This is a genomic window from Thalassospira profundimaris (assembly GCF_003326795.1).
In the GTDB taxonomy this organism is placed as follows: Bacteria; Pseudomonadota; Alphaproteobacteria; order Rhodospirillales; family Thalassospiraceae; genus Thalassospira; species Thalassospira profundimaris_C.
On the sequence record NZ_JPWI01000002.1, the window covers coordinates 285,585 to 310,937 of the forward strand.

Annotated in this window: 21 protein-coding genes; 9 read left to right on the forward strand and 12 right to left on the reverse strand. The window is 54.6% G+C overall.

Annotation, left to right across the window (positions count from 1 at the left end; genetic code table 11):
* The first annotated feature begins 18 nt into the window (after positions 1-18).
* On the forward strand, positions 19-1,881 hold the full coding sequence (locus TH30_RS05700; protein WP_114097208.1) for an ABCB family ABC transporter ATP-binding protein/permease: 1,863 nt from the start codon (positions 19-21) through the stop codon (positions 1,879-1,881).
* Positions 1,882-1,980: 99 nt separating this feature from the next.
* The gene (locus TH30_RS05705; protein WP_258548634.1) at positions 1,981-3,069 is read left to right on the forward strand and encodes a YHYH protein; all 1,089 of its coding nucleotides are present in this window, start codon (positions 1,981-1,983) and stop codon (positions 3,067-3,069) included.
* Between the two features lie 76 nt (positions 3,070-3,145).
* On the opposite strand, the gene TH30_RS05710 is transcribed toward TH30_RS05705, so the two are convergent.
* On the reverse strand, positions 3,146-4,102 hold the full coding sequence (locus tag TH30_RS05710; protein WP_114097107.1) for an AEC family transporter: 957 nt from the start codon (positions 4,100-4,102) through the stop codon (positions 3,146-3,148).
* A 153-nt stretch (positions 4,103-4,255) separates the two neighbouring features.
* Between TH30_RS05710 and TH30_RS05715 the strand changes: the two genes are divergently transcribed.
* Entirely contained in the window at positions 4,256-4,855 is a 600-nt protein-coding gene (locus TH30_RS05715) for a DUF4269 domain-containing protein (protein WP_181850158.1), read from the forward strand.
* A 5-nt stretch (positions 4,856-4,860) separates the two neighbouring features.
* Here TH30_RS05715 and TH30_RS05720 read toward each other — a convergent pair whose 3' ends face one another.
* Together TH30_RS05720 and nadB are read right to left on the reverse strand one after the other, a co-directional pair.
* A complete protein-coding gene (locus TH30_RS05720; protein WP_114097109.1) occupies positions 4,861-5,319 on the reverse strand; it encodes an MOSC domain-containing protein in 459 nt (152 codons plus the stop codon).
* Between the two features lie 25 nt (positions 5,320-5,344).
* Positions 5,345-6,991, reverse strand: a complete 1,647-nt coding sequence (gene nadB, locus TH30_RS05725; RefSeq protein ID WP_114097110.1) for an L-aspartate oxidase — start codon at positions 6,989-6,991, stop codon at positions 5,345-5,347.
* A gap of 246 nt (positions 6,992-7,237) precedes the next feature.
* Here nadB and TH30_RS05730 point away from each other — a divergent pair, with 246 nt between their 5' ends.
* Positions 7,238-7,648, forward strand: coding sequence for a GFA family protein (locus TH30_RS05730; protein ID WP_258548621.1), 411 nt, complete (start codon positions 7,238-7,240; stop codon positions 7,646-7,648).
* On the opposite strand, the gene TH30_RS05735 is transcribed toward TH30_RS05730, so the two are convergent.
* From TH30_RS05735 to TH30_RS05770, 8 genes are all read right to left on the reverse strand, one after another.
* Positions 7,639-8,610, reverse strand: coding sequence for an SAM-dependent methyltransferase (locus tag TH30_RS05735; RefSeq protein WP_181850159.1), 972 nt, complete (start codon positions 8,608-8,610; stop codon positions 7,639-7,641). The genes TH30_RS05730 and TH30_RS05735 overlap by 10 nt on opposite strands.
* Before the next feature lie 97 nt (positions 8,611-8,707).
* A complete protein-coding gene (locus tag TH30_RS05740) occupies positions 8,708-10,009 on the reverse strand; it encodes an esterase-like activity of phytase family protein (protein ID WP_114097111.1) in 1,302 nt (433 codons plus the stop codon).
* A 166-nt stretch (positions 10,010-10,175) separates the two neighbouring features.
* Complete coding sequence (locus TH30_RS05745) at positions 10,176-10,781, reverse strand: flavin reductase family protein (protein ID WP_114097112.1); 606 nt, start codon at positions 10,779-10,781, stop codon at positions 10,176-10,178.
* 37 nt (positions 10,782-10,818) lie between these two features.
* Positions 10,819-12,117, reverse strand: coding sequence for an amidohydrolase family protein (locus tag TH30_RS05750; protein ID WP_114097113.1), 1,299 nt, complete (start codon positions 12,115-12,117; stop codon positions 10,819-10,821).
* A gap of 53 nt (positions 12,118-12,170) precedes the next feature.
* On the reverse strand, positions 12,171-13,112 hold the full coding sequence (locus TH30_RS05755; protein ID WP_114097114.1) for an ABC transporter permease: 942 nt from the start codon (positions 13,110-13,112) through the stop codon (positions 12,171-12,173).
* 11 nt (positions 13,113-13,123) lie between these two features.
* The gene (locus TH30_RS05760) at positions 13,124-14,191 is read right to left on the reverse strand and encodes an ABC transporter permease (RefSeq protein ID WP_114097115.1); all 1,068 of its coding nucleotides are present in this window, start codon (positions 14,189-14,191) and stop codon (positions 13,124-13,126) included.
* Positions 14,188-15,786, reverse strand: coding sequence for an ABC transporter ATP-binding protein (locus tag TH30_RS05765; protein WP_114097116.1), 1,599 nt, complete (start codon positions 15,784-15,786; stop codon positions 14,188-14,190). The genes TH30_RS05760 and TH30_RS05765 overlap by 4 nt, the downstream gene beginning before the upstream one ends.
* 230 nt (positions 15,787-16,016) lie before the next feature.
* Positions 16,017-17,021, reverse strand: coding sequence for a BMP family protein (locus tag TH30_RS05770; protein WP_114097117.1), 1,005 nt, complete (start codon positions 17,019-17,021; stop codon positions 16,017-16,019).
* A gap of 509 nt (positions 17,022-17,530) precedes the next feature.
* Here TH30_RS05770 and TH30_RS05780 point away from each other — a divergent pair.
* Positions 17,531-18,631, forward strand: a complete 1,101-nt coding sequence (locus TH30_RS05780; protein ID WP_114097119.1) for a site-specific DNA-methyltransferase — start codon at positions 17,531-17,533, stop codon at positions 18,629-18,631.
* 141 nt (positions 18,632-18,772) lie between these two features.
* On the forward strand, positions 18,773-18,982 hold the full coding sequence (locus TH30_RS05785; protein ID WP_114097120.1) for a hypothetical protein: 210 nt from the start codon (positions 18,773-18,775) through the stop codon (positions 18,980-18,982).
* Between the two features lie 84 nt (positions 18,983-19,066).
* Here the strand turns inward: TH30_RS05785 and mutY are convergent, their stop codons facing one another.
* The gene (gene mutY, locus TH30_RS05790) at positions 19,067-20,140 is read right to left on the reverse strand and encodes an A/G-specific adenine glycosylase (RefSeq protein WP_114097121.1); all 1,074 of its coding nucleotides are present in this window, start codon (positions 20,138-20,140) and stop codon (positions 19,067-19,069) included.
* Positions 20,141-20,210: 70 nt separating this feature from the next.
* Here mutY and TH30_RS05795 point away from each other — a divergent pair, with 70 nt between their 5' ends.
* From TH30_RS05795 to smc, 3 genes are all read left to right on the forward strand, one after another.
* Positions 20,211-20,834, forward strand: a complete 624-nt coding sequence (locus TH30_RS05795; protein ID WP_114097122.1) for a DUF721 domain-containing protein — start codon at positions 20,211-20,213, stop codon at positions 20,832-20,834.
* A gap of 243 nt (positions 20,835-21,077) precedes the next feature.
* Positions 21,078-21,674 carry a thioredoxin domain-containing protein gene (locus TH30_RS05800; RefSeq protein ID WP_114097123.1) on the forward strand — a complete coding sequence of 199 codons (597 nt, stop codon included), beginning with the start codon at positions 21,078-21,080 and terminating at the stop codon, positions 21,672-21,674.
* Between the two features lie 73 nt (positions 21,675-21,747).
* Positions 21,748-25,281, forward strand: a complete 3,534-nt coding sequence (gene smc, locus TH30_RS05805; protein ID WP_114097124.1) for a chromosome segregation protein SMC — start codon at positions 21,748-21,750, stop codon at positions 25,279-25,281.
* Positions 25,282-25,353: the final 72 nt, after the last annotated feature.

Genomic DNA, 25,353 nt, shown 5'->3' on the forward strand with positions numbered 1-25,353 from the left:
GATAAGAAATTGAAAAATATGGGTTCCGATCAGCCGACTGCACGCGCAGAGTTCGGCGTCGTCAAAACATTCTTGCCCTATTTGTGGCCGCGTGGCGAGTTCGAGCTTAAGGCGCGTGTTGTTATCGCACTGATGTTTCTTGTCGGTGCCAAGGTCGCAAACGTTTACATCCCGGTTCTTTACAAATATGCGGTCGATGCGCTTGGCGGTGGAGACAAGGCCGGGGCAGCGGTCCAGTCATCTGGTACCGATACCACATCCCTGATTGTCGTGCCGGTTGCATTGATCATTGGATATGGTCTTGTGCGTATTCTTGTGTCGGCCTTTGGCGAGATGCGCGATGCGGTCTTTGCCAAGGTGGCCCAGCGCGCCATTCGCAGATCGGCGCTTAGCGTATTTGAACATCTTCACGGGTTGTCATTGCGGTTCCATCTGGATCGCCAGATGGGCGGACTTTCGCGGGCGATTGAACGCGGTGTGAAGGGGATCGAATTCCTTCTGTCCTTTATGCTGTTCAATATTCTGCCGACCTTGCTTGAAATCTTCATGGTCTCGGCGATTCTGTGGGCACTTTATGATGTCTGGTTTGCGCTGATTACCTTTGTCACCATCGTGATTTATATCGTCTTTACGCTGGTCGTGACCGAATGGCGCATGAAGTTCCGTCGCGAAATGAACAAGCGCGATGACGAAGCAAACACCAAGGCCATCGACAGCCTGATCAATTACGAGACGGTCAAGTATTTCAATAATGAAGCCCATGAATCCAAGCGTTATGACGCAGCCCTTCGTGGCTATGAGGTTGCCGCCGTTCAGTCACAGGTTTCACTTTCCAAGCTCAATGTCGGGCAGGGTGCGATCATTGCGGTGGGGCTTGTCCTGAACATGTTGCTGGCGGCTCAGGGTGTCAAAGACGGCACCATGACAGTGGGTGACTTTGTGCTGGTGAATACCTATTTGCTGCAGCTTTACATGCCGCTTAACTTCCTTGGCTTTGTCTATCGCCAGATCAAGCAATCCCTGACCGATATGGAGCGGATGTTCTCGTTGCTGGATGTCGACAAGGAGGTTGAAGACAAGGAAGGTGCCGATACGCTGGCCTGTCAGGATGCAGCGATCCGGTTCGAGGATGTGCATTTCTCCTATAATCCTGATCGCAACATCCTTAAGGGTGTCAGCTTTGACGTTCCGGCGGGCAAGACGGTTGCCGTTGTCGGCCCAAGCGGGGCGGGTAAATCAACCCTGACCCGACTGATGTTCCGGTTCTATGATGTGTCGGGTGGCCGGATCACCATTGATGGTCAGGATATCCGCGATGTTACCCAGAATTCCTTGCGTCAAAGCATCGGTATCGTTCCGCAGGACACGGTGCTGTTTAACGACACCATTGCCTATAACATTTCCTATGGCCGCCCCGGCGCAGAGCAGAGCGAAATCGAAAATGCTGCGAAACTTGCCAGCATCGATGGTTTTGTTGCGGCCTTGCCAGACGGTTTTAAAACCATGGTCGGGGAACGTGGCCTTAAATTGTCAGGTGGCGAAAAGCAGCGTGTTTCCATTGCGCGCATGTTGCTGAAACGGCCCAAGATCATGATCTTTGACGAAGCCACATCCGCCCTTGATACAAGAACGGAAAAAGACATTCAGCAGGCCCTGCGCGAAGTATCGCGTGGTCACACCACCCTTGTGATTGCCCACCGTCTGTCGACCGTGATTGATGCTGATGAAATTATTGTCCTGCGTGATGGTCAGGTGGCCGAACGCGGGCGTCATCAGGAATTGCTGGCTATGGAAGGTCTCTATTCCGAAATGTGGGCACAGCAACAGGAAATCCGCGAGGCCGAGGAAATCCTTGCCCATGCAGGGGGAATTCCCGGTTAATTTGGATCGGGTGCATTTTTCGCTGGAACATCGTGACGTTATCGCCAGATAAAAGGGATAACGTCACGATTACCTTTGGGGGGAAGTCCAGTGCCGAAAATGACAAGAGGCGAGCTTCATGCGCTTCAGGATCAACAGCTTGGACATGCACATGTCCATCACCAGCAGCACCACCACCATCATGAACCGATGGATGAAGGCAAATATGCCGGTGATACGCGCGAAGAAGTCGACCGGATGCGCCGCAACATTCTGGTCGGACTGGGAATGTTGCCGCTTGCCGGCATGGTCCTGAACCCGACGCGGCAAGCCTGGGCACTTTCAAACGAAATCAGTGTTCGTGAAGACGGCCGGTATCGCTATATCACGTCGAATGCGATCCCCGATCACGCAACGGGCAGTTTTCCCAATCGCCGGAATCCCAATTCGATCAAGGCCCAGTCACTTGAATTCCGTATGCCGATCAATCCGCAACGCAGCGGACGTTTCATGCCCAATCCGCGTAATCTTTTCGGAGTTGCCGTGAACGGTGTGCCGTTTGATCCGTTTACGGGCGAGTTCTGGAACCGTGATCGTCAGTCGGGTTGGCGCTACGAAGCGATTTCACCCACGCTTGATCTGGGCCTTGATCAGAACAATGCCCATGTGCAGCCCGACGGGACCTATCACTATCATGGCGTGCCAAAAGGCCTGATCACAAGTTGGTCACCAAGCCAGCATTCCATTCGCATCGGTTTTGCGGCTGACGGGTTCCCGGTCTATGCGATGTTCGGCTATTCAAATCCCGATGATCCGGGATCACCGGTAACCGCTTTGCGCAGTTCATGGCAGGTTAAGAACGGAACGCGCCAAGGTGGTCCGGGCGGGAAATACGATGGTACCTATGGCGAGGATTTCGAATTTGTCCCCGGCCTTGGCGATCTTGATGAAGCCAATGGGCGTGAAACCGTGACGCCGGAATACCCGCAAGGCACCTATGCCTATTTCGTCACCGAAAGCTTCCCGTTCATTCCGCGCGTGCTCGCAGGGATTCCAGATCCAAGCTTTGACAAGCGACCGGGCGGAATGCAGCCGGGTGGCCCGGGCGGCGGAGGTCCCGGTGGCGGTGGACCAGATGGTCGTCGCGGCCCTCCTCCGGGTGGTGGTTTCCCGGGACAGCGTCCTCCGTTTGGTCAGCGGCCGGGTTAAAACCGGTACTTGGACGACGTTAAACAACAAGGGCGGTCATACATATTCTGACCGCCCTTGTTGCTTGCCGATTTTCCTAGGGAAGCGGGCCAAAGACACTTGTCGTATCAAGCAACCACAACGCCGTGCTGATGGTGATAAAGGACAGGGACGTCGCCATCATAAGGGACGCTGCACAAAGTCCTTCATGGCCATAACGCTGACCGAAAATCGGATAGATGCTCAGCATCGGGGAACAGGCAAATGCGACGCACGCGATCCTCAAAGTCGGGTCGAAACCGGGCAGTAAGTAAACCAGAACGAAGACTGCAATTGGATGGAGGACGAGTTTCGCACTGACGATGCGGGCCATGTCCGCACGCAGACCTTTAAGCTTAAGCCCGACAAGGCCGCCGCCAATAACAAACAATGCAACCGGCCCGGACGCAGATGCCAGCATATCAACAACCTTGAAGATCGGCATTGGTAACGTGATCCCGGAAAGCGAAATTACCAATCCGATCATGATACCGATAATGATCGGATTACGGCCAAGATTGAGGAATGCCTTGCCCAGAACCTGCATGCGGGTCTGGCCGTTATTCTGTGAACTGTCGCCCAGCACCAGAACAAGCGGCATCATCACAAGGTTTTCAATAATAACGCACAGGGCCAGTGCAATTTCGGCGGTCGGGCCAAAGACCTGAGACGCGACGGGATAACCGACAAAGCCGCTGTTGCACATCGACATGCCAAGTCCCTGCAAGGTGGCATTCGCCTGTCCTTTCCCGGCGACCTTAAGCGCATAAAGATATCCAAAGGCAAAAACCAAAAGCGATCCACCGCCATAAGCCAGAAGATAAACCGGTTCAATGACTTCGGTCAGATCGCGTTGTGCCAATGCCCGAATCAGAAGGCAAGGCAACGCAAAGTTCATTACAAACGCCCCCATGCCGCGGGTAATGCTTTGCGGAACGATGTTGCGATAGACGGCGAAATATCCGATTGCGATAATCATGAAGATCGGTGACGTGATCGCCAGAATATCAATCATGGGGCGTACGGGCTTTCCGGTTTGGCGCGATCAAGGAAGTGCGCAGGTGGCAGGTAAGAACCATCTTGTTGGAATGGCTGCAACAATCAGATATCCCCGCAATGTTCAATCGGGTCAAGAAACAGAATGGTTTTGTAAATGAACCAAACAGTAATGAATTGGCCAGACCAACTGTGTATCGATCATTTCCGTGGTCTTGATGGTCTGGAACAGGCGTCGTCACGGGGGCTCTCCGCCGCCGGAATTCTGCGCGATTATCGCATTCTGGAGACATTGGCTGAATTTGATCCGGTCATCGCGGGGACATTACCGATCGGCATTGATACCGCGCAATCAGATATCGATATTCTTTGCCATGCATCTGATTTAACTGCGTTCGAACAGTTTGCCTTGCGCGCATTCGGGGCGATGTCGGGGTTTACATGTCATGAACGCCAAGCGACGCGGAATATCCGGCCGGCGCTGGTTGTGCGCTTTACATGTGATGATTTGCCTGTCGAGATCTTTGCAACCGACTGCCCGGCGACCTTGCAATATGGCTTTGTCCATATGCTGGTGGAGGCGCGTATTCTTCATCTGATGGGCGATGGGTTTGCCGATGACGTGCGTGCGTTAAAGGAAACCGGGGTCAAAACCGAACCAGCCTTTGCAAAATTGCTGGAGATCGATGGTGATCCCTATATCGCGCTGGCTAACCTTGTGGAGCTTAATCCGGTCGAACTTGCGACGTATCTTTCGGCAAAGCCGCGATAGGTGAGTTAGCCCGTAGTTTCAATAACAAAGGCGCTGTCGCCAAGGCGAAGTTCACCCCCTTCAATCACCCGGCAGGTCACCCCGCCACGCCAGTCCGGCGTCATGGCATCCATGAGCCCGGAAGCGGCGTCATCCATCCGGCTGCAAGGATCGGTTTTCCCGGTGATTTCAAAAGTTACGGTACCAATCACAAGTTTACTGCCCTTTTCACGTGGCAGATCAATTCCGCGCACCAAAAGGTTCGCCCGGCGGGTTGTCCAAGGCAGATCAGGTCTGTTGATTTCATTGATGGCTGCCTGCCAGCCTTCTTCTGCCAATATTGTCACCTGACGACGACGCAGCTTTCCCCGGTAATCGCCGTCAATGCCAAGATCTGTGCTTGCCGTAACCTGATCAAGTGATTCCATTGGCGCGCGCGATTTTGACTTGCGGGCAATGCCGATCAGTTCTGCTTTGACAGTCATGGTTCTTCCCGAATGCTGTGACAGATCAGGTCTTCCACTGGCCGGAAATCACCCAGCGACCGGCAAAGTTTTCAGGCACCAGAATGGTCTGGCGCGGCGAGCCGCTTTGATCAAGGTCCGGATAGTCCGTGGTGTAATGCAGGCCACGGCTTTCGCGACGCCACAAGGCGGATTGAATGATCAGCTTGGCAACCACGGACAGGTTGCGAAGTTCAAGAAGGTCATTGGTGACGCGGAAATTGCCGTAATATTCATCGATTTCGGACAGCAGCAAGTCAACGCGATGTTGCGCGCGCTGAACACGCTTGGTGGTGCGGACAATCCCGACAAAGTCCCACATAACGTTGCGCAACTGTTCCCAGTTATGGGCAACAATGACTTCCTCGTCGGAATCGGTGATGCCGGTTTCATCCCAGTCGGGGATCGGCTTGAAGTGATCCTCGACCGGGAGGGCTTCGATAATGTCATTGGCGGCAGATTCGCCAAATACCAGACATTCAAGAAGCGAGTTCGACGCCAAACGGTTTGCCCCGTGCAAACCGGTACCAGCACATTCGCCGATGGCATAAAGCCCGGTCAGGTCAGTCCGACCACGCAGATCGGTCAGAACCCCGCCACAGGTGTAATGGGCCGCCGGGACAACCGGGATCGGCTGTTTGGTCATGTCGATGCCATAACCAAGACAGGTTTCATGAATGGTCGGGAAATGTTCCTTGATGAAATCCGCACCCTTATGGGTGATATCAAGATAAACGCAATCGGCACCCAGACGTTTCATTTCATGGTCAATCGCGCGCGCAACAATATCGCGCGGTGCCAGTTCGCCACGTTCATCAAACCGGTCCATGAAACGTGTGCCATCAGGCAGCAAAAGCTTGCCACCTTCGCCGCGCACGGCCTCAGTAATCAGGAATGATTTGGCTTGCGGGTGATAAAGGCAAGTCGGGTGGAACTGGCTGAATTCCATATTCATTACGCGGCAACCTGCACGCCATGCCATGGCGATGCCATCCCCGGTGGAGCCATCCGGATTGGATGTGAAACGGTAAACCTTGCTTGCGCCACCGGTAGCCAGAACAACCGTGCGGGCATTGAATGATTTGACGGTGCCGGTATCGAGATCAAGGGCATAGGCACCGATACAGCGACGACCTTCGCCGCCAAACTTGCGATCCGTCACCAGATCAATCGCAAGGTAGTTTTCAAAAATCTTGATGTTGGGATGATTGACCGCCTGACTTTGCAAGGTGGTCTGCACAGCGCGCCCGGTGGCGTCTGCGGCATGGACGATGCGTCGGTGGCTGTGTCCGCCTTCGCGTGTCAGATGGAATGGCTGGCTGTTATCCCCGTCAGGATCGCGGGTCAGTTGAATCCCGAGTTCATCAAGCCATGCAATCGCGCGTGGTGCATTGGCCGCGACGAATTCGACGGTTTCGCGTTTACACAGGTCCGCCCCGGCAATCAGGGTGTCGCGGACATGGTTTTCAATGCTGTCAGTGGCATCAAGAACGGCGGCAATCCCGCCCTGCGCCCAGTTGGTGGAGCCGTCATCAATCTTGCCCTTGGACAGGACTGCGACCTTTACATGCGGGGCAAGTTTAAGGGCGGTGGACAGACCGGCAGCACCACTACCGATGACAAGCACATCATAATGGAAAGAATTTTCGGACATTTTATCCCATCACTTTCGGGCGGTGCCAGATGGCAGGAACTGGCGCGGTGGCGTCATCATCTGGCTCCGAACAGACGCGCAGAATAGGACTGCTTTTCGGCAATCTCAAACATATTTGTCTGAAATGGTGTGATGAATTCGTGCTGAACAGGCGTCCGGATGGTCGTGTTTGCGGCTGTGCTTGCAATTTGGGCAAGGCAAGACAGATTAAGATGAACCATACATCACCGGTCAGGGGAGGTCAGGGTGGCCCAAAATTCTACACAGAAACCGACCTATCAAGGCGGTTGTCACTGCGGTTCGGTTCGATTTGAAATCAACGGAACGATCAATGATACCGTGATGTGTCATTGCAATCTGTGTCGCAAGCTGCACGGTCATGTCAGTTCCTATGCGCGGTTTGATCGGCAGGATCTCGAACTGGTGCGTGATGACGGATTACGCTGGTATCGTCTGTCTGAAAAGACGGACCGGGGTTTCTGCAAGGAATGCGGGACCGGGCTGTTCTGGCGTCCTGTGCGTACCGAGCATATGGCGGTTATGCCCGGAACCCTTGACCAGACCGGAGGAATCAGGACAGCCGGGCAGATTTTCTGTGCCGATAAAGGAGATTACTATCCGCTTGATCCTGCGATCAGGCAGCTGGATCAATCCTGATCGGTAACGCCCGGCACCTTCATCCAGGTCAGTTCGTGCTTGTTGTTATAGAGATGCACGACCTTTGATCCGGGGATATCGGCAAACTGGGTGATGGCCGAATAATCTGTATCGCCCTGCAATTTGATGGTGCAGATAAAGTTGGTCGCCATGCCTGCATCCATCCACTGATTGACCAGTGTAAACAGGCGATCAGGATAGCAGATCACATCCGAGCACAGCCAGTCGATATAGCCGATTTCTTCCGGATTGAGGCCAAAGGCGCTTTCCTGTCGGAAATCAACACGTGGCAGACTGGCGATCTTGGTGTCAAGGCGTGCCTTGTCGATGGAAATGACATCGGTGCCGAACTCATGAAGCACCCATGTCCAGCCGCCGGGGCTGCCACCCAGATCCATGGTACGGTCACCGGCCTGCGGCGCGGCACCAAGACGGGTAAAGGCTTCCCACAGTTTCAGATAGGCGCGGTTTGGCGGGGTAACCTTGTCTTCCTCAAACTCGATTTCGCCGTTTTTCCAAGGGCTTGAGCAATCTGCCGATGCGATGATCGTATCAGGATCAATCAGGGTCCAGGATCCGAGCGGTGCGGTCGGGGCCGGTTCACCAAATACCTGACGTTTCGCCGATACATGGGGCAAATGCCCCTCGATCAGTTTGGCGCGGGAAAAATGATCGAACTTGAACAGGGCCCAGTTACGCTGATTGAATTTCAGGATTTTGGCAGCACCCTTGATCGACGGAATGGCGATGCGGACCGGATTGCGCCAGACATTCTGTGCCCAGAAAACACGCCGTTCGGGACCGGGTGCGAACATCAACCGGTCGTGGCGCTCAATGACGTCGCCCAGTTCGTTATACAACTGCTCCTCGAACCCGACAGGGGCGAGATAGCCGGTTGCATCCATGGGCTCGATGACGGCGGTAATGCCGTCCGGGGTGTCGAATGTCTGTGTGTTTGTCATCATGGGCCTGCTTTTACGCCCATTTCAGGCAATAAAAAAGCAGGAAAGCTGCATAACAGCTTTCCTGCTTTGATGTGCCAATCCGGGAAAAGGCAAATCAGAATTTATCGGCCTGAACCAGACCGTCGATCAGGATCACCTTGGTCGGGTCGCCCTTGATGCCAAAGTCATTGTCATTGATCATCGCAAGCGCGCCGTCACCCATGATGGCAAGCCCTTCGAGCTTGTTTGGTGCCTCCGGATAATCAGCACTGTCAAAACGCAGGGTTTTGGAAACAGCAACCAGATCAATTCTGGAAAGATCGTTTTCCTGTTCAAGTGTCGGACTGGTGGACATGTCATCCCAGCGCGATGCGAGGATATTGGTTGCGCCATCCAGCTTGACTTCGTGAAGCTTGGTGGTTTTGTCGGTGCGTTCGAGAACCAGAAGACGATCATTGCCAAGAGCAAGAACTTCGGAAATGCGCGGGGCATTCTGCTTCTTGGACGGATCGTTACGGAAGGTCTGCGGATCATCAAGCTGATAGATATATTCACCGGCAAGCTTCTGGGCTACGCGGTCATAAACGAACAGGCGCGTGTTCTTGGCCGCCTTGTAGGCATCGGCATTCGGGTTGGCCAGCGGGTTCTGAACCATGAAATACAGTTTGGTTTCATCCGGGGAAACCGCCATGGATTCAATGCCACGGTTGGTCTGACGGGTGACTAGAATTGCCGGAAGACCGCCGGTGATTTTGTATGCAGCGCCTTCGAAGTCTTTTTCCGAACCGGCAGGAACGATGCGTTCGATCACGGTGCCATCGGCAGCTACATGAAGAACGGACGGACCGTTTTCTTCACCAATCCAGTAGGAGCCATCCGAAAGGCGAATGATGCCTTCGGCGTCAATCGAGGATACAGACTGTTCAAGCGCATTGCCGTTGGCATCAACCGGTTTTTCGGTTTTTGCAACGGTCAGCTTGTTGGTTAGGCCGGTCAGTGGAACGCCTTTCTGATCCTTGATGGTGATGACATCCTTGATGTCAAAGCTGCCATCCTCATTGAGGAAAATGGTGTAGATCGACGGCGAATAATCCGGGGTCGGATAGATACGGACTTTCTTGCCTTTGCAGACGACGTCTTCGGATACACCAAGGACATCCTGAACGTCACCGCAAACGAAATTCGGACCACGGTCGGAAACCGCATAGAACATATTGACGGGGTCGCCCGGACGGCGATAGGCACCAGATCCCAGCCCAACGGTCAGGTCACGGGCCTTGCCACCCTCAACCATCACGGTCGAAAGATTGTTGATCGCACTTTTGGTTTCGAAAACCTTGGCTTCTCCAGCCATTGCCGAGCTGGCAAGCAGCAAAGCTGCAAAGCCGGCGACGCCCGCTGCAAACGTCCGTTTCATGGAATGATTCCCCCACAGAAAAATCTGAAAAATGTAAAAAAGACACAGCTCAAGCCCGGAAATGTTCGAGCGAACTGTGTTCCTGATCACATTAGAGAGTCTCTGTGACAGTTTGTTTGCGCTTGGGCGTCGTTTTGATGAAACCGATCTTTTGGTTAACGGTTTTCTATTTCCAGAAATCTTCGCGTCGTACCGTAAAGGTCTCCGATACGCTGGCATATTCCTGATAACCGAGCCGCGCGAGCGGTTCAAACAGGGTGATATCGACCATACCATCGCGAATGATGGCGTCATCAATATGCAGCCCGATTACGGTTCCGATCACCATGGCACACGGACGTTCCGGATTGGAACTGGGCAGGTCGACAATCTGGAACACTTCACATTCCATATGGATCGGAACGCCTTTGATCAGGTATGGTTTCACGCATTTGGCGGGGAGCTTTTCCAGACCGGCATACTCAAATTCATCTTCTTCGGGCGGCAGCGGGGCCGAACTGAAATTCAACTCTTTCAGCATAGCCCTGGGAGCGACACCGACAACGAATTCTCCGGTATCACGCGCGTTTCTGAGGCTGTCGATGGATCCGCCGGATGAAAACATCACCATTGGCGGATTGCCATGCACGGCATTGAAAAACGAATAGGGCGCCAGGTTCGGACGCCCGTTTTTATCCAGCGTGGAAACCCAGCCAATCGGACGCGGCGCCACACAGGCCTTGAACGGATCATGCGGCAGGTTATGTGGCGTTTTTCCGGGTTCATAGAACATGGCAGCGTCCGTTCAGTAGTGATGTATCAATGCCCGGTCAGGTTGATTGCTGACCGGGGGTGTATTCATGTTCGCGGACATGGTCCGGGCGATCAGCCAGATGCAGGCGGGTCTGGGTCATCGGGGTTTCGGCAATGATTTTACCGCGCCGAATGACAAACAGACGGTTTGCCCGCATGCGAATGGCTTCAATTGTATCGCGGGCTTGGAGGATGACAAAATCGGCATTGTTACCGATTTCGATCCCGTACCCTTCAAGTCCCATTATTTTGGCAGGTTCGACCGTTACGGCGTCAAAGCAGGCCCGGATATCATCACGTGAGGTCATTTGTGCAACATGAAGTCCCATCGATGCGACTTCAAGCATGTCGCCCGATCCCATCGAATACCAAGGATCCATAACGCAATCATGACCAAAGGCAACCGTCAGTCCCGCCTTGCGCAGTTCCGGCACACGGGTCATGCCGCGACGTTTCGGATAGGTGTCGTGACGGCCCTGAAGGGTTATGTTGATCAGCGGGTTGGCGATGGCGGCAACCTCGGCCTCGGCCATAAGGGCGATCAGCTTGGAGACGTAATAGTTGTCCATCGAGTGCATGGATGTCAGGTGCGATCCGGCAACGCGACCCTGAAGACCCAGACGCTGGGTCTCATAGGTCAGCATTTCGATATGCCGCGACAGCGGATCATCCGATTCATCGCAATGCATATCAACCATCAGGCCGCGGTTCGCAGCCATTTCGCAAAGCTCCTTGATGCTTTGCGCACCATCGGCCATGGTGCGTTCGAAATGCGGAATACCGCCAACAACATCGACACCCTTGTCGAGCGCACGAATGGTGTTTTCCTTGGCCGTGGCACTGCGGAAATAGCCATCCTGCGGAAAGGCAACCAGTTGCAGGTCGATATAGGTTGCGACCTGTTTCTTGACTTCCAGCAACGCATCAACGGCCAGCAAACGGTCATCGCAAACATCGACGTGACTGCGGATTGCAAGCAGGCCCTTGGACACAGCGAGATCGCAATATTTAAGGGCACGTTCAATTACGGCTTCCGGCGTCAGAAGTGGTTTGAGCTCCCCCCAAAGGGCGATGCCTTCAAGCAGGGTGCCCGACTCATTCATGCGCGGTAGACCAAGGGACAGGGTCGCATCCATGTGGAAGTGACTGTCGACAAAGGGTGGGCTGACCAGCATGCCGCCGCAATCGATTTCCTCGGTCGCGGGGATGTTCAGGTTTTCGCCAATCTCGACGATCTTTCCATTGCTACAAGCGATATCAACGCCCGCCTGTCCATTGGCGATATTGGCATTTTTCAAAATCAGATCGGCTTGCATGGCGTCATCCTTGGTGTGGTGGTCGCAAAATCAGAGACGTTTGGAAGTGATACTTAACGCTGGCCCTTGAACCATGGCACCAGAAGTGCCTTGGGGTAATCGGCCTTACGGGCAACAACAATCAGGGCGATGATCGACAGGATATAGGGCATCATCAGGAAGACCTGTGAGGGCAGGAATGCCCCGACTTCGGTTTGCAGGCGAACCTGAAACGCATCAAAGGCCCCGAACAACAGGGCGCCGATCAATGCTTTTCCAGGGCGCCAGCTTGCAAAGACGGTCAGCGCAATGCAAACCCAGCCACGGCCATTGATCATGCCAAAGAAGAAAGCGTCAAAGGCCGACATGGTCAGGAAAGCCCCGCCCAAGGCCATCAGCGATGACCCAACAACAACGGCACCGATGCGCAAACCATAAACCGAAAGTCCCTGTGCCTCGACCGAGGACGGATTGTCGCCAACTGCCCGGATGGCAAGACCCAGCGGGGTGCGATACAGAACCCAGCCGGTGACAAACACCAGAACAAGGGCCAGCATCGTCATTGCGGTTTGCGAAAACAGTGCCTGGCCGATGAAAGGCAAGTCTGACAGGAACGGAATATCAAGCGGCCGGAACGGTTCGATGCGCGGCGGGGACGAGACATCGGGCAATGCCGTGCGATAGGTGAAATAGGAAAGGCTGGTCGCAAGCAACGTCACCCCGATGCCTGATACGTGTTGGCTAAGGCCCAATGGCACAGTCAGGATCGCATGGATCAGGCCAAAGAAGCCCCCGGCAAGGGCTGCGACAAGAACGCCGCCCCAAAGTCCGGCACCTAGCCATACCGCCATCCAGCCCGCCATGGCACCGGCGGTAAAAATACCCTCGATGCCAAGGTTAAGGACCCCGGCGCGTTCGCACACAAGTGCGCCCAGAACCCCGAATATCAGCGGGGTCGCGATACGAATGGCGGCTTCCCAGAAGCTGGCGGCAAGAAGAATATCAATGATTTCCATGTCTTTTCCCCTTAACCGGCCGTCTTGCGATCAAAATGAACCGTAAACCGGGTCAAGAAGCCGCCAATCAAAACACAAAGCAACGCCATCGCGACGATCAGATCCGCGAGATAGCTTGAAACACCAATGGCACGGCTCATGGAATCAGCACCGACAAAGACCGATGCCACAAACAGCGCAGATGCAATGACGCCAACCGGCGACAAACGGGCAAGCATGGCAACCACAATTCCGGCATAGCCATATCCGGGCGAAAGATCGGTTGCGAGATACCCTCGTGTTCCGGCAACTTCGGCAACACCTGCAAGTCCGGCCAGCCCCCCCGAAAGGGCGGCAACAAGGATCATGGTTTTGGTCACCGAGATGCCTGCAAACCTGGCGGCGGCGGCGTTTTCACCCACGGCGCGGATTTCAAACCCCCAGACGGTGCGTTTGACAAAGATCGCAAGCGCAATCGCCGAAATCAGTGCAATGATCAGACCCAAATGAACACGCATCCGTTCCAGAAGTGGCGGGAACACGGCACTGTCAATGATCGGTTCGGACTGCGGCCAGCCCATCGACATCGGATCTTTAAGCGCGCCTTCAAGCATCATTTGCACAAACAGGAGAACGATGAAGTTCAAAAGCAGCGTGGTGACGACTTCATCCACACCCAGACGGGTTTTCATCAATGTCGGCCCGATCAGCATCAGCGCACCGGCAACTGCACCGGCAATCATGATAATCGGGATCATGACCCAGCTTGGGCCATCAATCGCACCCGATCCGATGGCAACAGCGGCCATGGCCCCCATGTAAAGCTGTCCTTCAGCACCGATATTCCAAAGCTTGGCGCGAAATGCGATGGCAGCAGCAAGGCCCGTCAGGATCAGGGGCGTTGCGCGTGTCAGCATTTCCGAAATCGAGAAAACTGAACCATAGGCACCCGTGATCATAAGACCATAGGCCTTGATAATCGGGGCATCGGCAAGGGCAAGCGGGATGGCGGCAAGCAAAATGGCAATGGCAGCTGCAATGACCGGCACGCCATAGGTCAGAACCGGGCCTGGATTGGTGCGGGGTTCAAAGCGGATCATGCTGTTTCTCCCGAATGTGCGTTGGTAGAGGCATGATGGACTTTCTTTTGGCCGGCCATCATCAATCCCAGTTCGGATCGATCAATGGTGTCGGTTGCCATTGCCGGTGTGACGTGACCGGCATGGATAACGGCAATCTGATCTGAAATGGTCAGAAGTTCATCAAGATCTTCGGAAATCAGAATTACGGCAGAACCATTCTGACGCGCTTCAAGCAGGCGGCGATGGACTTCGGATTGCGCGCCAACGTCAAGGCCACGCGACGGCTGATTGGCCAGAATAAGTTTGGGTGATTTTTCCAGAACACGCGCCAGAATAAGTTTCTGGATATTACCGCCCGACAAAAGGCGCGCTGGCGCATCCGGGCCGGGACAGCGGACATCATAATCCTTGATCGCGTGTTCAGCGCGTTTGCGAATAGCATCGAAATCAAGGAAGCCGAATTTCTGGTAACCGGCATTACGGACATCTTCGATGGCGATGTTTTCAGCCACCGTCATCGATCCGACGATGCCATCATGATGGCGGTCTTCGGGGATGCGGGCGATGCCGTTTTGCGCAAATTTGTGGGCGTCGAATTTTTCGACCTTTTCACCGAAAATCTCGACCGAACCCTGATCGGGTTTATCAAGGCCCGCAATCAGTTGCGCAAGGGCAGCCTGCCCATTGCCCGAGACGCCGGCAATCCCGAGAATTTCCCCTTCGCGGGCCATGATGGAAACGCCATGAAGCGACCGCCGTGAATCCCCGCGATCAATCGTGATATCGGTTAGCGTAATGACTGGTTTGCCCGGCTCGCGCGCGACGCGGCGGCTGACTGGAACTTCACGACCAACCATCAGTTCAGCAATCGAGCGATGATCAGCATCGCTTGTCATCATTTCACCGACCTTTTTACCGCCGCGCAGAACAGCAATACGGTGCGATACGGCCAGAACTTCAGCCAGTTTGTGGGCGATAATGATGACAGCCAGCCCGTTCTGGGCCAGTTTGCGCAGGATGGCAAACAGGCTGTCGGCTTCTTGCGGGGTCAGAACCGCAGTTGGTTCATCAAGAACCAGAAGTCGTGCGTCGCGATAAAGCGCCTTAAGGATCTCAACGCGCTGCTTTTCACCAACGGTCAGCTTGTGAACCGGCTGATCAAGGTCAACATTAAGGCCCGAACCGGCCATCAATTCGGCCAGTTTGGCGCGTGCCTTGGTGCGGTCGCGGCGCAGCCGGAAAATCGGCTCGGTGCCAAGAACGATGTTATCAAGACCGGTCAGGTTTTCGGCCAGGGTGAAATGCTGATGAACCATGCCGATCCCGGCATCAAGGGCAGCCTGCGGGGCACCCGGTTCAAGCTGTTCAAGGTTTCCATCGCGCGCAGCAACCGTGACGGTGCCTTCGTCTGCGACATAGTGACCGAACAGGATGTTCATGAGCGTGGTCTTGCCCGCGCCATTTTCGCCAAGCAAGGCAACAATTTCGCCCTTGTGGACCGTCAGGTCGATGGCGTCATTGGCGATAAGCGGGCCAAATCTTTTGGTAATGCCTGCAAGCGCAAGCAGCAGGTCTTGGGATATTTCAGGTGATGTTTGCGCAGCAGATGACATCCGGGTAATCCGTTTTGTTTTTATGCGTCACGCTGTAGGGCGAAGTGCCGATGGTGCGGGACCCGAACGCAAAGAGCAAGCTTGGCGACAAGATGTCTGCATCGGATTTACAGCACAGGCATGATGGGGTGCGGTGACGGCCCCGATTGGTTCAAACCCGGGAAACAGGGTCAAACGGCAAAGGGCAGTCCGGCTTCTACACCGAACTGCCCCCGCATTTTAAGCAAATCTTACATCGAAGATTTCGGTTCTTCGTCATTCACGGTGACGGTGAACTTGCCACCAAGGATTTCAGCCTGTTTGGCTTCGACCTTGGCAACAGTGCCTTCCGGAAGGAGGCTTGCATCAAGAACAACGCTGCCGCCGCCAAATTCCATGTAGCTGAACTTGCCGTAATCTTCGGCTTTGAAGTTGCCAGCTTTGACCGCTTCGATGGCGTGATCAATGGTTGCTTCCATGTGCCAGAGCGCCGAACCAAGAATGGTGCCCGGATAATCAGCAGCCGTGTCGATCACGTTGCCAACTGCCAGAATGCCGCGTTCCTTGGCCGCATCAGATACGCCGAAACGTTCCGCATACATGACGTCCGCACCCTTGTCGATCATCGCGAAGGATGCTTCCTTGGCCTTGGGCGGGTCGTACCAGCTGTTGATGAAGGTCACCATGAATTCAACATCCGGGTTGACCGATTTTGCACCTTCCATGAAGGCATGCATCAGACGGTTGACTTCCGGGATGGCAAAACCGCCAACCATGCCGATTTTGTTCGATTTGGTCGCCGCACCGGCAGCCATGCCGACAAGATAGCTCGGTTCGTGAATGAAGTTGTCAAAGACCGAGAAATTGTCGCCATCCGGGGCAAAGCTTGATCCCATCAGGAAGGCCGTTTTCGGATAATCAGCAGCAACCTTGCGGGCTGCGCGTTCAACGCCAAAGACTTCACCAACAATCAGGTCAGATCCGTTTTCGGCATATTCTCGCATGACGCGCTCATAGTCGGTATTGGCGACGTTTTCAGAAAACTCATAGGAAATATCGCCACGTTCCTTGGCTGCGTTCAGCGCCTTGTGAATGCGCGAAACCCATTGTTGTTCGACCGGAACGGTGTAAATGGCCGAAACTTTAAGCGGGTCGGCCTGTGCGGGCGTGCCAAAGCCAAAGGAAACCACTGCTGCTGCGGCCGCCATGGCCGAAAGCAATGCACGGCGGGAAAGGCTAAAAGTGCCTGACTTCATTTTGTCCCCCTGAAGGTTATTGCCGTTATGCGAAGTTCAACTTTTGTGCATAGATTGTGGGCAGATTGTATACACGATCAGAAATGAGGCAAAGGGTGTTCTGTCCAAATGGTCAGTTTTTGTTATTTTACCCGGAAAACCGGACCTTTGGCGCAATAAAACCGGCTTTTGGCGTGTATAAGTTATTGTTTATTCACCCAAAAGGTGATTTTGCGCTTTTGATGTGTGACATTCGGGGGATCAAACAGAAAGCAGCCCTGCGGAGTCCGGCCGGTCTGACCGCGTGATCGGGCAATTGGGGGCGGGGTGGATTGCTGACCCAAAATCTTCCGGTTTTTGGAGCAGACCGGTTAAGATTGTCTAAACAGATCATCCACTTTCTAACACAATGCGAATCCTTGAAAAATTTCGGAGTCGCCAAAGAAAAATTTCGAAGCTGGTTAACCCTTTCATTAACTATTTCGGTTGATGCTTTCCTCAAGATTTCAAGGGGGAACCTAGAAGGCATCATGACTAAAAAAGCAACTTTACCACTTGATCAGGTTCTGGTCGGCGATTGCATCGAGCTGATGAACAGCTTGCCGGAAAAATCGGTTGATCTGATTTTTGCCGATCCGCCCTATAACCTTCAGCTTGGCGGCGATCTGCTGCGTCCGAACAACTCCAAGGTCGACGCTGTTGACGACCATTGGGACCAGTTTGACAGTTTCCGCCATTATGACGAATTCACCCGCGACTGGCTGACGGCTGCGCGCCGGGTGTTGAAGGATACCGGCGCGATCTGGGTGATCGGTTCGTATCACAACATTTACCGCGTTGGTAACATGCTCCAGGACATCGGTTACTGGATCCTCAACGACATTGTCTGGCGCAAAACCAACCCGATGCCGAATTTCCGCGGCAAACGTTTCTGCAATGCGCATGAAACGCTTCTGTGGTGTTCGAAAAGCGAAGAGCAGAAAGCCATCACCTTCAATTATGAAGCGATGAAACAGCTGAATGAAGGCCTTCAGATGCGTTCTGACTGGCTGATGCCGATTTGCTCGGGTTCGGAACGTCTCAAGGATGAAAAGGGTAAAAAGGTCCACCCGACCCAGAAACCCGAAGCCCTTCTTCAGCGCGTTCTGATGGCAACCACCCGTCAGGGGGATGTGGTTCTTGACCCGTTCTTCGGGACGGGCACGACCGGTGCTGCGGCACGTCGTCTGGGCCGTCACTTCATCGGGCTTGAGCGCGAAGAAACCTATGCCGAAGCCGCGCGTGATCGGATTGCCAAGGTCCAGATGCTTGATGGCGACAGCCTTGAACTGACCGAATCGAAACGCTCTTTGCCGCGGATTCCGTTCGGTGCGGTAATCGAACGCGGCCTGCTGTCGCCGGGCGACAAAATCTATGACAACCGTGGCAATGTGGCTGCGATGGTCCGTGCCGATGGCTCGATCAGCCACAAGGACAATGCCGGTTCGATCCATCAGATCGGCGCACATGTCCAGGGCGCACAGGCTTGTAATGGTTGGACTTATTGGCATTACAAGTGTGACGGACGTCTGGTTTCGATCGACAATTTGCGCAGCCAGCTGCGCAAGGAAATGGGTCAGGTCCCCGCCTGATTCTGATCGGGAAAACCGATTAAATCATTGATGCCCATAGGCTGGTGCGATTGAAAAATTGCACCGGCTTTTGCTTTTTGCCCGAAAACTTGCTATGACTTGCAAACCAAATATTATCCGCAAGGATAGATGGAGTAGGCTATGCAAGCAGGCGCAGTAGGCGGTGCAGGATACGCACCCAACCCGGTTCAGATTCAGCAGGCGACCGCCCCGATTGCTGAAGCGGGCAACAATGACCTGAATTCGCCGCCGACACAGCGGGTTGAGCAAACAGCAGAAACAGAAACCTCGCAGCAGGCAGCGCCGGCCCCGACCGGGGGACGTGGACAGGTAATCGATATTTACGCCTGATCGCGCCGTAGCAAGGTTAAAAACAAAAAGGGCCCGTGAGCAATCACGGGCCCTTTCACGTGCGGGCAATACGTCAACGCTGTTTTAGCGGTATTTCAGGGCGTGGCGGACAATTTTCTTCATGATTGTCGGTAAGGCAAAATCGGCCAGTCCGTCAATGGTGGTCCAACTGCCATTCATCCGGTCTGCCTGATCGGCGGGAACGGTGGTCGCAAGAACACTGACATTGAGATGGAAGTGGGTAAAGGTATGCCCGACCGTTCCGTCAAGTTCGGACCATTTTGCCGAGATCGGTGCTTCGGACAACATGACGTCATCGGGGGTTTCGATTGCGCGCCAGTCACTTCCCGGTACTTCATAAAGGCCGCCCAGCAGTCCCGTTTCGGGGCGTCGACGTATCAGAATACGTCCATCATCCTCGCGCCGGATCCAGAAGGCATATCCGACACGGGTCGGCTTGGCTTCCTTCTTCCGTTTCTTCGGAAGATCTGGTGCGATGCCCGATTTGCGGCCTTCGCAATCAGCCTGCCAGGGACAGATGCCGCAAGCCGGATTGCGCGGCGTGCACACTGTTGCGCCCAGATCCATCAGGGCCTGGGCATAGTCACCGGGCCGGTTGGCCGGTGTCAGGGCTGCCGACTTTTCCTTGATTTCCGGTTTGACGTCGGGAAGTGGCGTTTCAAGTGCAAACAGGCGTGAAATCACCCGTTCGATATTGCCATCCACCGGACTTGCATGCCGGTTAAAGGCAATGGCTGCGACCGCGCAGGCGGTATAGGGGCCAATGCCGGGCAGTTTCAGCAAGCCTTCCTCGGTATCGGGGAAAATGCCAGCATAGTCGCTAGCGACCACTTTGGCGCATTTGTGCAGATTGCGCGCTCGTGCGTAATATCCTAGCCCCTGCCAGGCATGAAGCACGTCATCAAGTTCGGCACTGGCAAGATCGGTCACAGTCGGCCAGCGTTTCAGAAAGGCCGCGAAATACGGACCGACGGTTTGTACCGTGGTTTGTTGCAGCATGATTTCGCTGAGCCAGACGTGATAGGGATTAGGCGTTTCGCCCGGTTCCGAGCGCCACGGTAATGTGCGGTGATGTCGGTCATACCATTCAAGCATGGTCTGACCGAGGCGGGCGATATCGTCAGTGGTGAAATGCACGGCGTTCCCGTGTTATGTTGTGATTACGATTTACGGGTAAAGTCAGACCGACCCTACGAAAGAACCGGGCGTGAGCAAGCAAAAAGATATGACTGGTACGAAAACTGCTGCTGCGATGGATCAGGCATCCTCGTCGGTTGACGCCAAAAACGCGGTCAAAAAGCGCCAGAAAATTACCCCGATGGGCAGTTCTGAACGCCGGATGGGCTTGCGCAATGTTGCCCCCTTGGTTGGCAACCTGACGCGTCCACTGGTGCGCAAGCGCGGCTTTTTCCAGACGGAAATCATCCTGCATTGGGCGGAAATCGTCGGACGTGATCTTGAACAATTCACGATGCCGGTGAAATATTCCCCGCCACGCGGCGAAAATGCCGGGGGCGGGACGCTTGTCATCCGCGTAACCGGACCTGTCGCAATCGAGCTGCAACACCGGATGCCCCAGATCATTGATCGGGTGAATACCTATTTCGGGTATCGGGCGGTTGACCGGATCAAGATGATGCAGGGCGATATTTCCCGTCCTGAACGCACCGTTCACCGTCCGACTATTGTGCCCGAAGGCGACATCACCCAAGCCAGCCAGATCAATATCGACAAGATCGAAGACCCGCATCTGCGCGAAGTCCTGACCCGACTGGGGCGTCACATCGCCGGTGCCAACGGTGCTGCAAAGCCGGGCACTGGCAAAAAATAGTCCCCCGGGGATATGGGCAAGTCCGTCAAATCACGGTGTTTTGGTGTTGCTGACGGACGTTGATTGCCACCTGTTTTGGGGGGCGATTATCGAATCAGTTTCCTGAAATGAACGAACACGGTCTTGCCGCATTTTCCCGGCAGCTTGGCGACTCGTTGGTGCAATAGCAGTTTTGGGGGGCGTGTTGACTCCTGCGCTGCAACAGGCTTGTAATCACAAAACTTTGTTTTAACGGAGGTTTCCTTGCTAAAGGCGGTTAAGTTTCTTGCAGGCGCGTTTCTGATTGCGATAGGTGTCGCTGGTACGCAACAGGCACATGCAACAGAATGGAAAGAACATGTGCTGGGTGATGAGAATGCACCGGTCACGATGATTGAATATGCATCTTTGACCTGCCCTCATTGTGCGACCTTCCACAATGAAGTTCTGCCCGAACTCAAGGAAAAGCTGATTGATACCGGAAAACTTAAACTGGTTTTCCGTGATTATCCGCTTGATGCGGTTGCCCTGCGCGCAGCAGCTGTTGCGCAATGTGCGGGCGATGACCGTTATTTCGGTGTGCTGAGCATGCTGTTCAAATCGCAGCTGACCTGGGCCCGTTCACAAGACCCGATAGACGGGATCAAGCAGGTTGTCCGTTTCGGTGGCATGAATGGGGATGCCGTTGATGCGTGTCTGGCTGATCAGGACATGATTGATGCAATCGTTGCTTCGCGCATGAAAGGCGAACAGGAATACAATGTTTCCTCGACGCCGAGTTTCGTCCTTGATGGTGAAACCATTGCCGGTTCGCGTGACGCTGAATTCTTCATCGAAAAAGTCGAAGACCTTATCGACTAAATAAAACAAATCTGCCGGATACCGTGGTTACGGTGTCCGGCATCAGGGGCAGAGGTCGGACCGGGGGACATGATTGGTCCAGTTTAAATCGCTAAAGCTGACGGGGTTCAAATCCTTCGTCGATTCAACAGACTTACTGGTTGAAGACGGGCTGACAGGTGTTGTCGGCCCGAATGGCTGTGGCAAATCCAATCTTGTTGAAGCACTGCGCTGGGTGATGGGCGAAACGTCCGCCAAACAGATGCGCGGTTCTGACATGTCCGACGTTATCTTTGGCGGGACATCGTCCCGTCCTGCCCGAAATGTGGCCGAAGTTTCTGTGACGCTCGATAACAGCGAACGCAAGGCCCCGGCCATGTTCAACGATTTCGAGCTTCTTGAAGTTACCCGTCGTATCGAGCGCGGTGGCGGATCGAATTACAAGGTCAATGGCAAGGATGTCCGTGCGCGCGATGTCCAGTTGCTGTTTGCCGATGCGGCGACCGGTGCACGATCCAATGCCATGGTCTCCCAGGGCAAGATTGGTGCGCTGATCGGGGCCAAACCGATCCAGCGTCGTTTGATTCTTGAAGAGGCCGCGGGCATTACCGGTCTGCATTCGCGTCGTCATGAGGCCGAACTGCGCCTGAAAAACGCGGAACAGAATATGGAACGTCTTGAAGACGTTCTTGTGCAGCTTGATGCGCAGCTTGCGAGTTTACAAAAACAGGCCCGTCAGGCCGAACGGTATCGCAAGCTTTCCGACAGCATCCGCGAGACCGAGGCATTACTGTTCCATATCCGCTGGACCGAGGCGCAGAAACGTCAGAATGATGCGCGTGAATTGCTGGTGGCGGGTGAAAGTGCGGTCCGTGATCTGACATCCTCGGTGACCGAGGCGACAACGGTTCAGGCTCATATTGCGGCAAGCCTTCCGGATTTGCGCAAAAAAGAAGCCGATGCCGCAGCAGCCCTTCAGCGTCTTTTGATCGAACGCGAAGGCCTTGATAAAGACAAGGCCCAGATCGAAACCCAGATGAGCCAGCTTCGCGCCCGCATCCAGCAGATTGATGCCGACCTTGCGCGTGAAGCTGAACTGGCAAGCGATGCACAGGGTGCGCTTGAAAAGCTGAAACGTGAACGTGAAGAACTCAGCGAAGCCCAGGGTGGCGAGGATGACGAGCTTGATGAAGCCAAGGAAAGGGTCGCCGAAAAGGCCATCCGGGTTGAAGAGCTTGAAGGTGCGGTCGATGCCCTGACCAACAAGGTCGCCGAGGAAGAAGCCCGTCTTAAATCCGTCCAGCAGCGCTTAAGCGAGCTTAATACCCGCCGCAACCGGTTGACCGAACGTCATGACGAGGCAGTGGCAAAGCTTGATGATATTCGCATCGAGGCCGACTTTACCGAGGCCCTTGAAGAAGCAAACATGCATCTTGAAGAATGCGAAGAGCTTTGCGAGCAACGCAAAATGGCGGTCGAAGAAGCCGAGATGCGTCTGGCAGAAATGCGCGACCGCGAGGACGGCCTGAAAACTGCCGAAAGCGACGCCCGCGATGCCCTGCGTGACGCCGAAAGCCGCAAGGCGCGCCTGGTGGCCGAGATCGAGGCGCTTGAAAGTCTGCTTAAGGGCGGGGATGACGATAAATATCCCGGCGTGATCGAAGACATCACCGTGCAAAGCGGTCTTGAACTGGCAATGGCAGCGGCCCTTGGCGAAGACCTTGATGCGCCTGATGCACCTGATGCCGCGATGCATTGGTCGGCCATTGATCCGGCGACCGACGATCCGGCTTTGCCTGACGGGGTAAGTGCCCTCGCCAAATTTGTCGAGGCACCGGCACTTCTGAACCGTCGCCTGTGGCAGATCGGTATTGTCGATGATGAGGCGACCGGTAATTTCCTGTCGAAGAATTTGAAAGTCGGTCAGCGACTGGTGTCACGCGAAGGTGCGCTTTGGCGTTGGGATGGCTATCGCATTCTGGCCGGTGCCGAACTTCCGGCGGCTGTGCGTTTGCGTCAGCGTAACCGGCTTGATGAGCTGCGCGGTGAACTTGAAGAAGCCGACGGCGTTGTCGAAGCTGCCCTTGAGCGGTCCGAAATTGCCAGCGAAAATGTCGAACGGCTTGATGAAGAAATCGAAGCTGCGCGCAATGCCGAACAGGAAGCCCATCGTGCTGTGCGTGAGGCAGAAGGCACCCTGTCGCGGGCCCGCGAGGAAATCGCCAATATCAAGCGCGATGCCAGTGCTATTGAAAGCCGTCTGCAAAACGCCGAAGAGGCCGAAAAACGCGCCAAACAGGACCTTGATGAAGTCATCGCCGAACAGGAAGAGCTTTCCGCCCTGCCAGAGGAAAGCAGCGAAGGCCTTATGGAAATCAAGGCCGAACTGATCGAACAGCGTGCCAATCTTTCCGATGCGCGCGCCGATCAGATGGAAGCAAGAAGTCTGCTTGAACGTATGCAAAGTGCGATGTCAGGCCGTCGCAAACGGCTTGAGTTTGTTGAAAACGAAATTGCCACCTGGAACGAACGTGCATCGGGTGCGGGTGAACGTGTTGCCGAATTGCGCGACCGTCAGGAAGAAGCCCGCATGGAGATCGAGGAGCTTGAGCTTAAGCCCGACGAAATCGAAGAACGCCGGGCGATCCTGTCTGACCGGATCGAGCTGTCTGACCAGACCCGCAAGGACGCGGCAGATGAGCTGCAAAAGGCCGAAAACGCCCAGCGTGAAGCGGATCAGAACCTTAAGGAAGCTGAACAGAAACTGGCCGAAGCCCGCGAAGGCCGTGTGCGGTGTGAAGCATTGCTCGAACAGGCCGAACAGCATCGCCGCGATTTGATCGAGCGTATCCGCGAACGCGTCAATGCCACGCCCGATCAACTGGTCGAACTTGGTCAGATTGACCTGACCAAGGAATTGCCGTCCGAAACCGATATCGAAGCGCGCCTGCAACGCCAGTCACGCGAACGCGAAAATCTTGGCGCGGTTAACTTGCGTGCCGAAGTCGAACTGGCGGAATTGCAGGAACAGAAAGACACGATGGTGTCTGAACGCGATGATTTGATTGCTGCCATCGACAAGCTGCGCAATGGCATCAATCAGCTCAACCGCGAAGCTCGTGCGCGCCTTAAAACTGCGTTTGACGAAGTCGACAAACATTTCCAGCAACTGTTTGTGCGCCTGTTTGGTGGCGGTGGTGCGCATCTTATGCTGACCGATGCAGATGATCCGCTTGAAGCCGGACTTGAAATCATGGCGTCCCCGCCGGGCAAGAAGCTTCAGCATCTTTCCCTGCTTTCCGGTGGGGAGCAGGCTTTGACGGCGGTCGCACTTCTGTTTGCAGTGTTCCTGACCAACCCGGCCCCGATCTGCGTGCTTGACGAGGTCGATGCACCGCTTGATGACGCCAACGTTGACCGCTTCTGCAAGCTGCTTGAAGCGATCGGGCGCCATGCCAATACCCGTTTCCTGGTCATCACCCACCACCGTATGACCATGGCCCGCATGAACCGTCTGTTTGGTGTGACAATGGCAGAACGTGGCGTGTCGTCGCTGGTATCGGTCGACCTTCATCAGGCCGAAGTCTATTCCAAAAAAGAACAGACCGAGCTCGATTTTACAAGCTAGGGTCGCCGTCGCGTTTTCAGGTGCGATTAGATTATCCGAAGTTAATAAACTGATAGGGTGCTCAATGTTAAA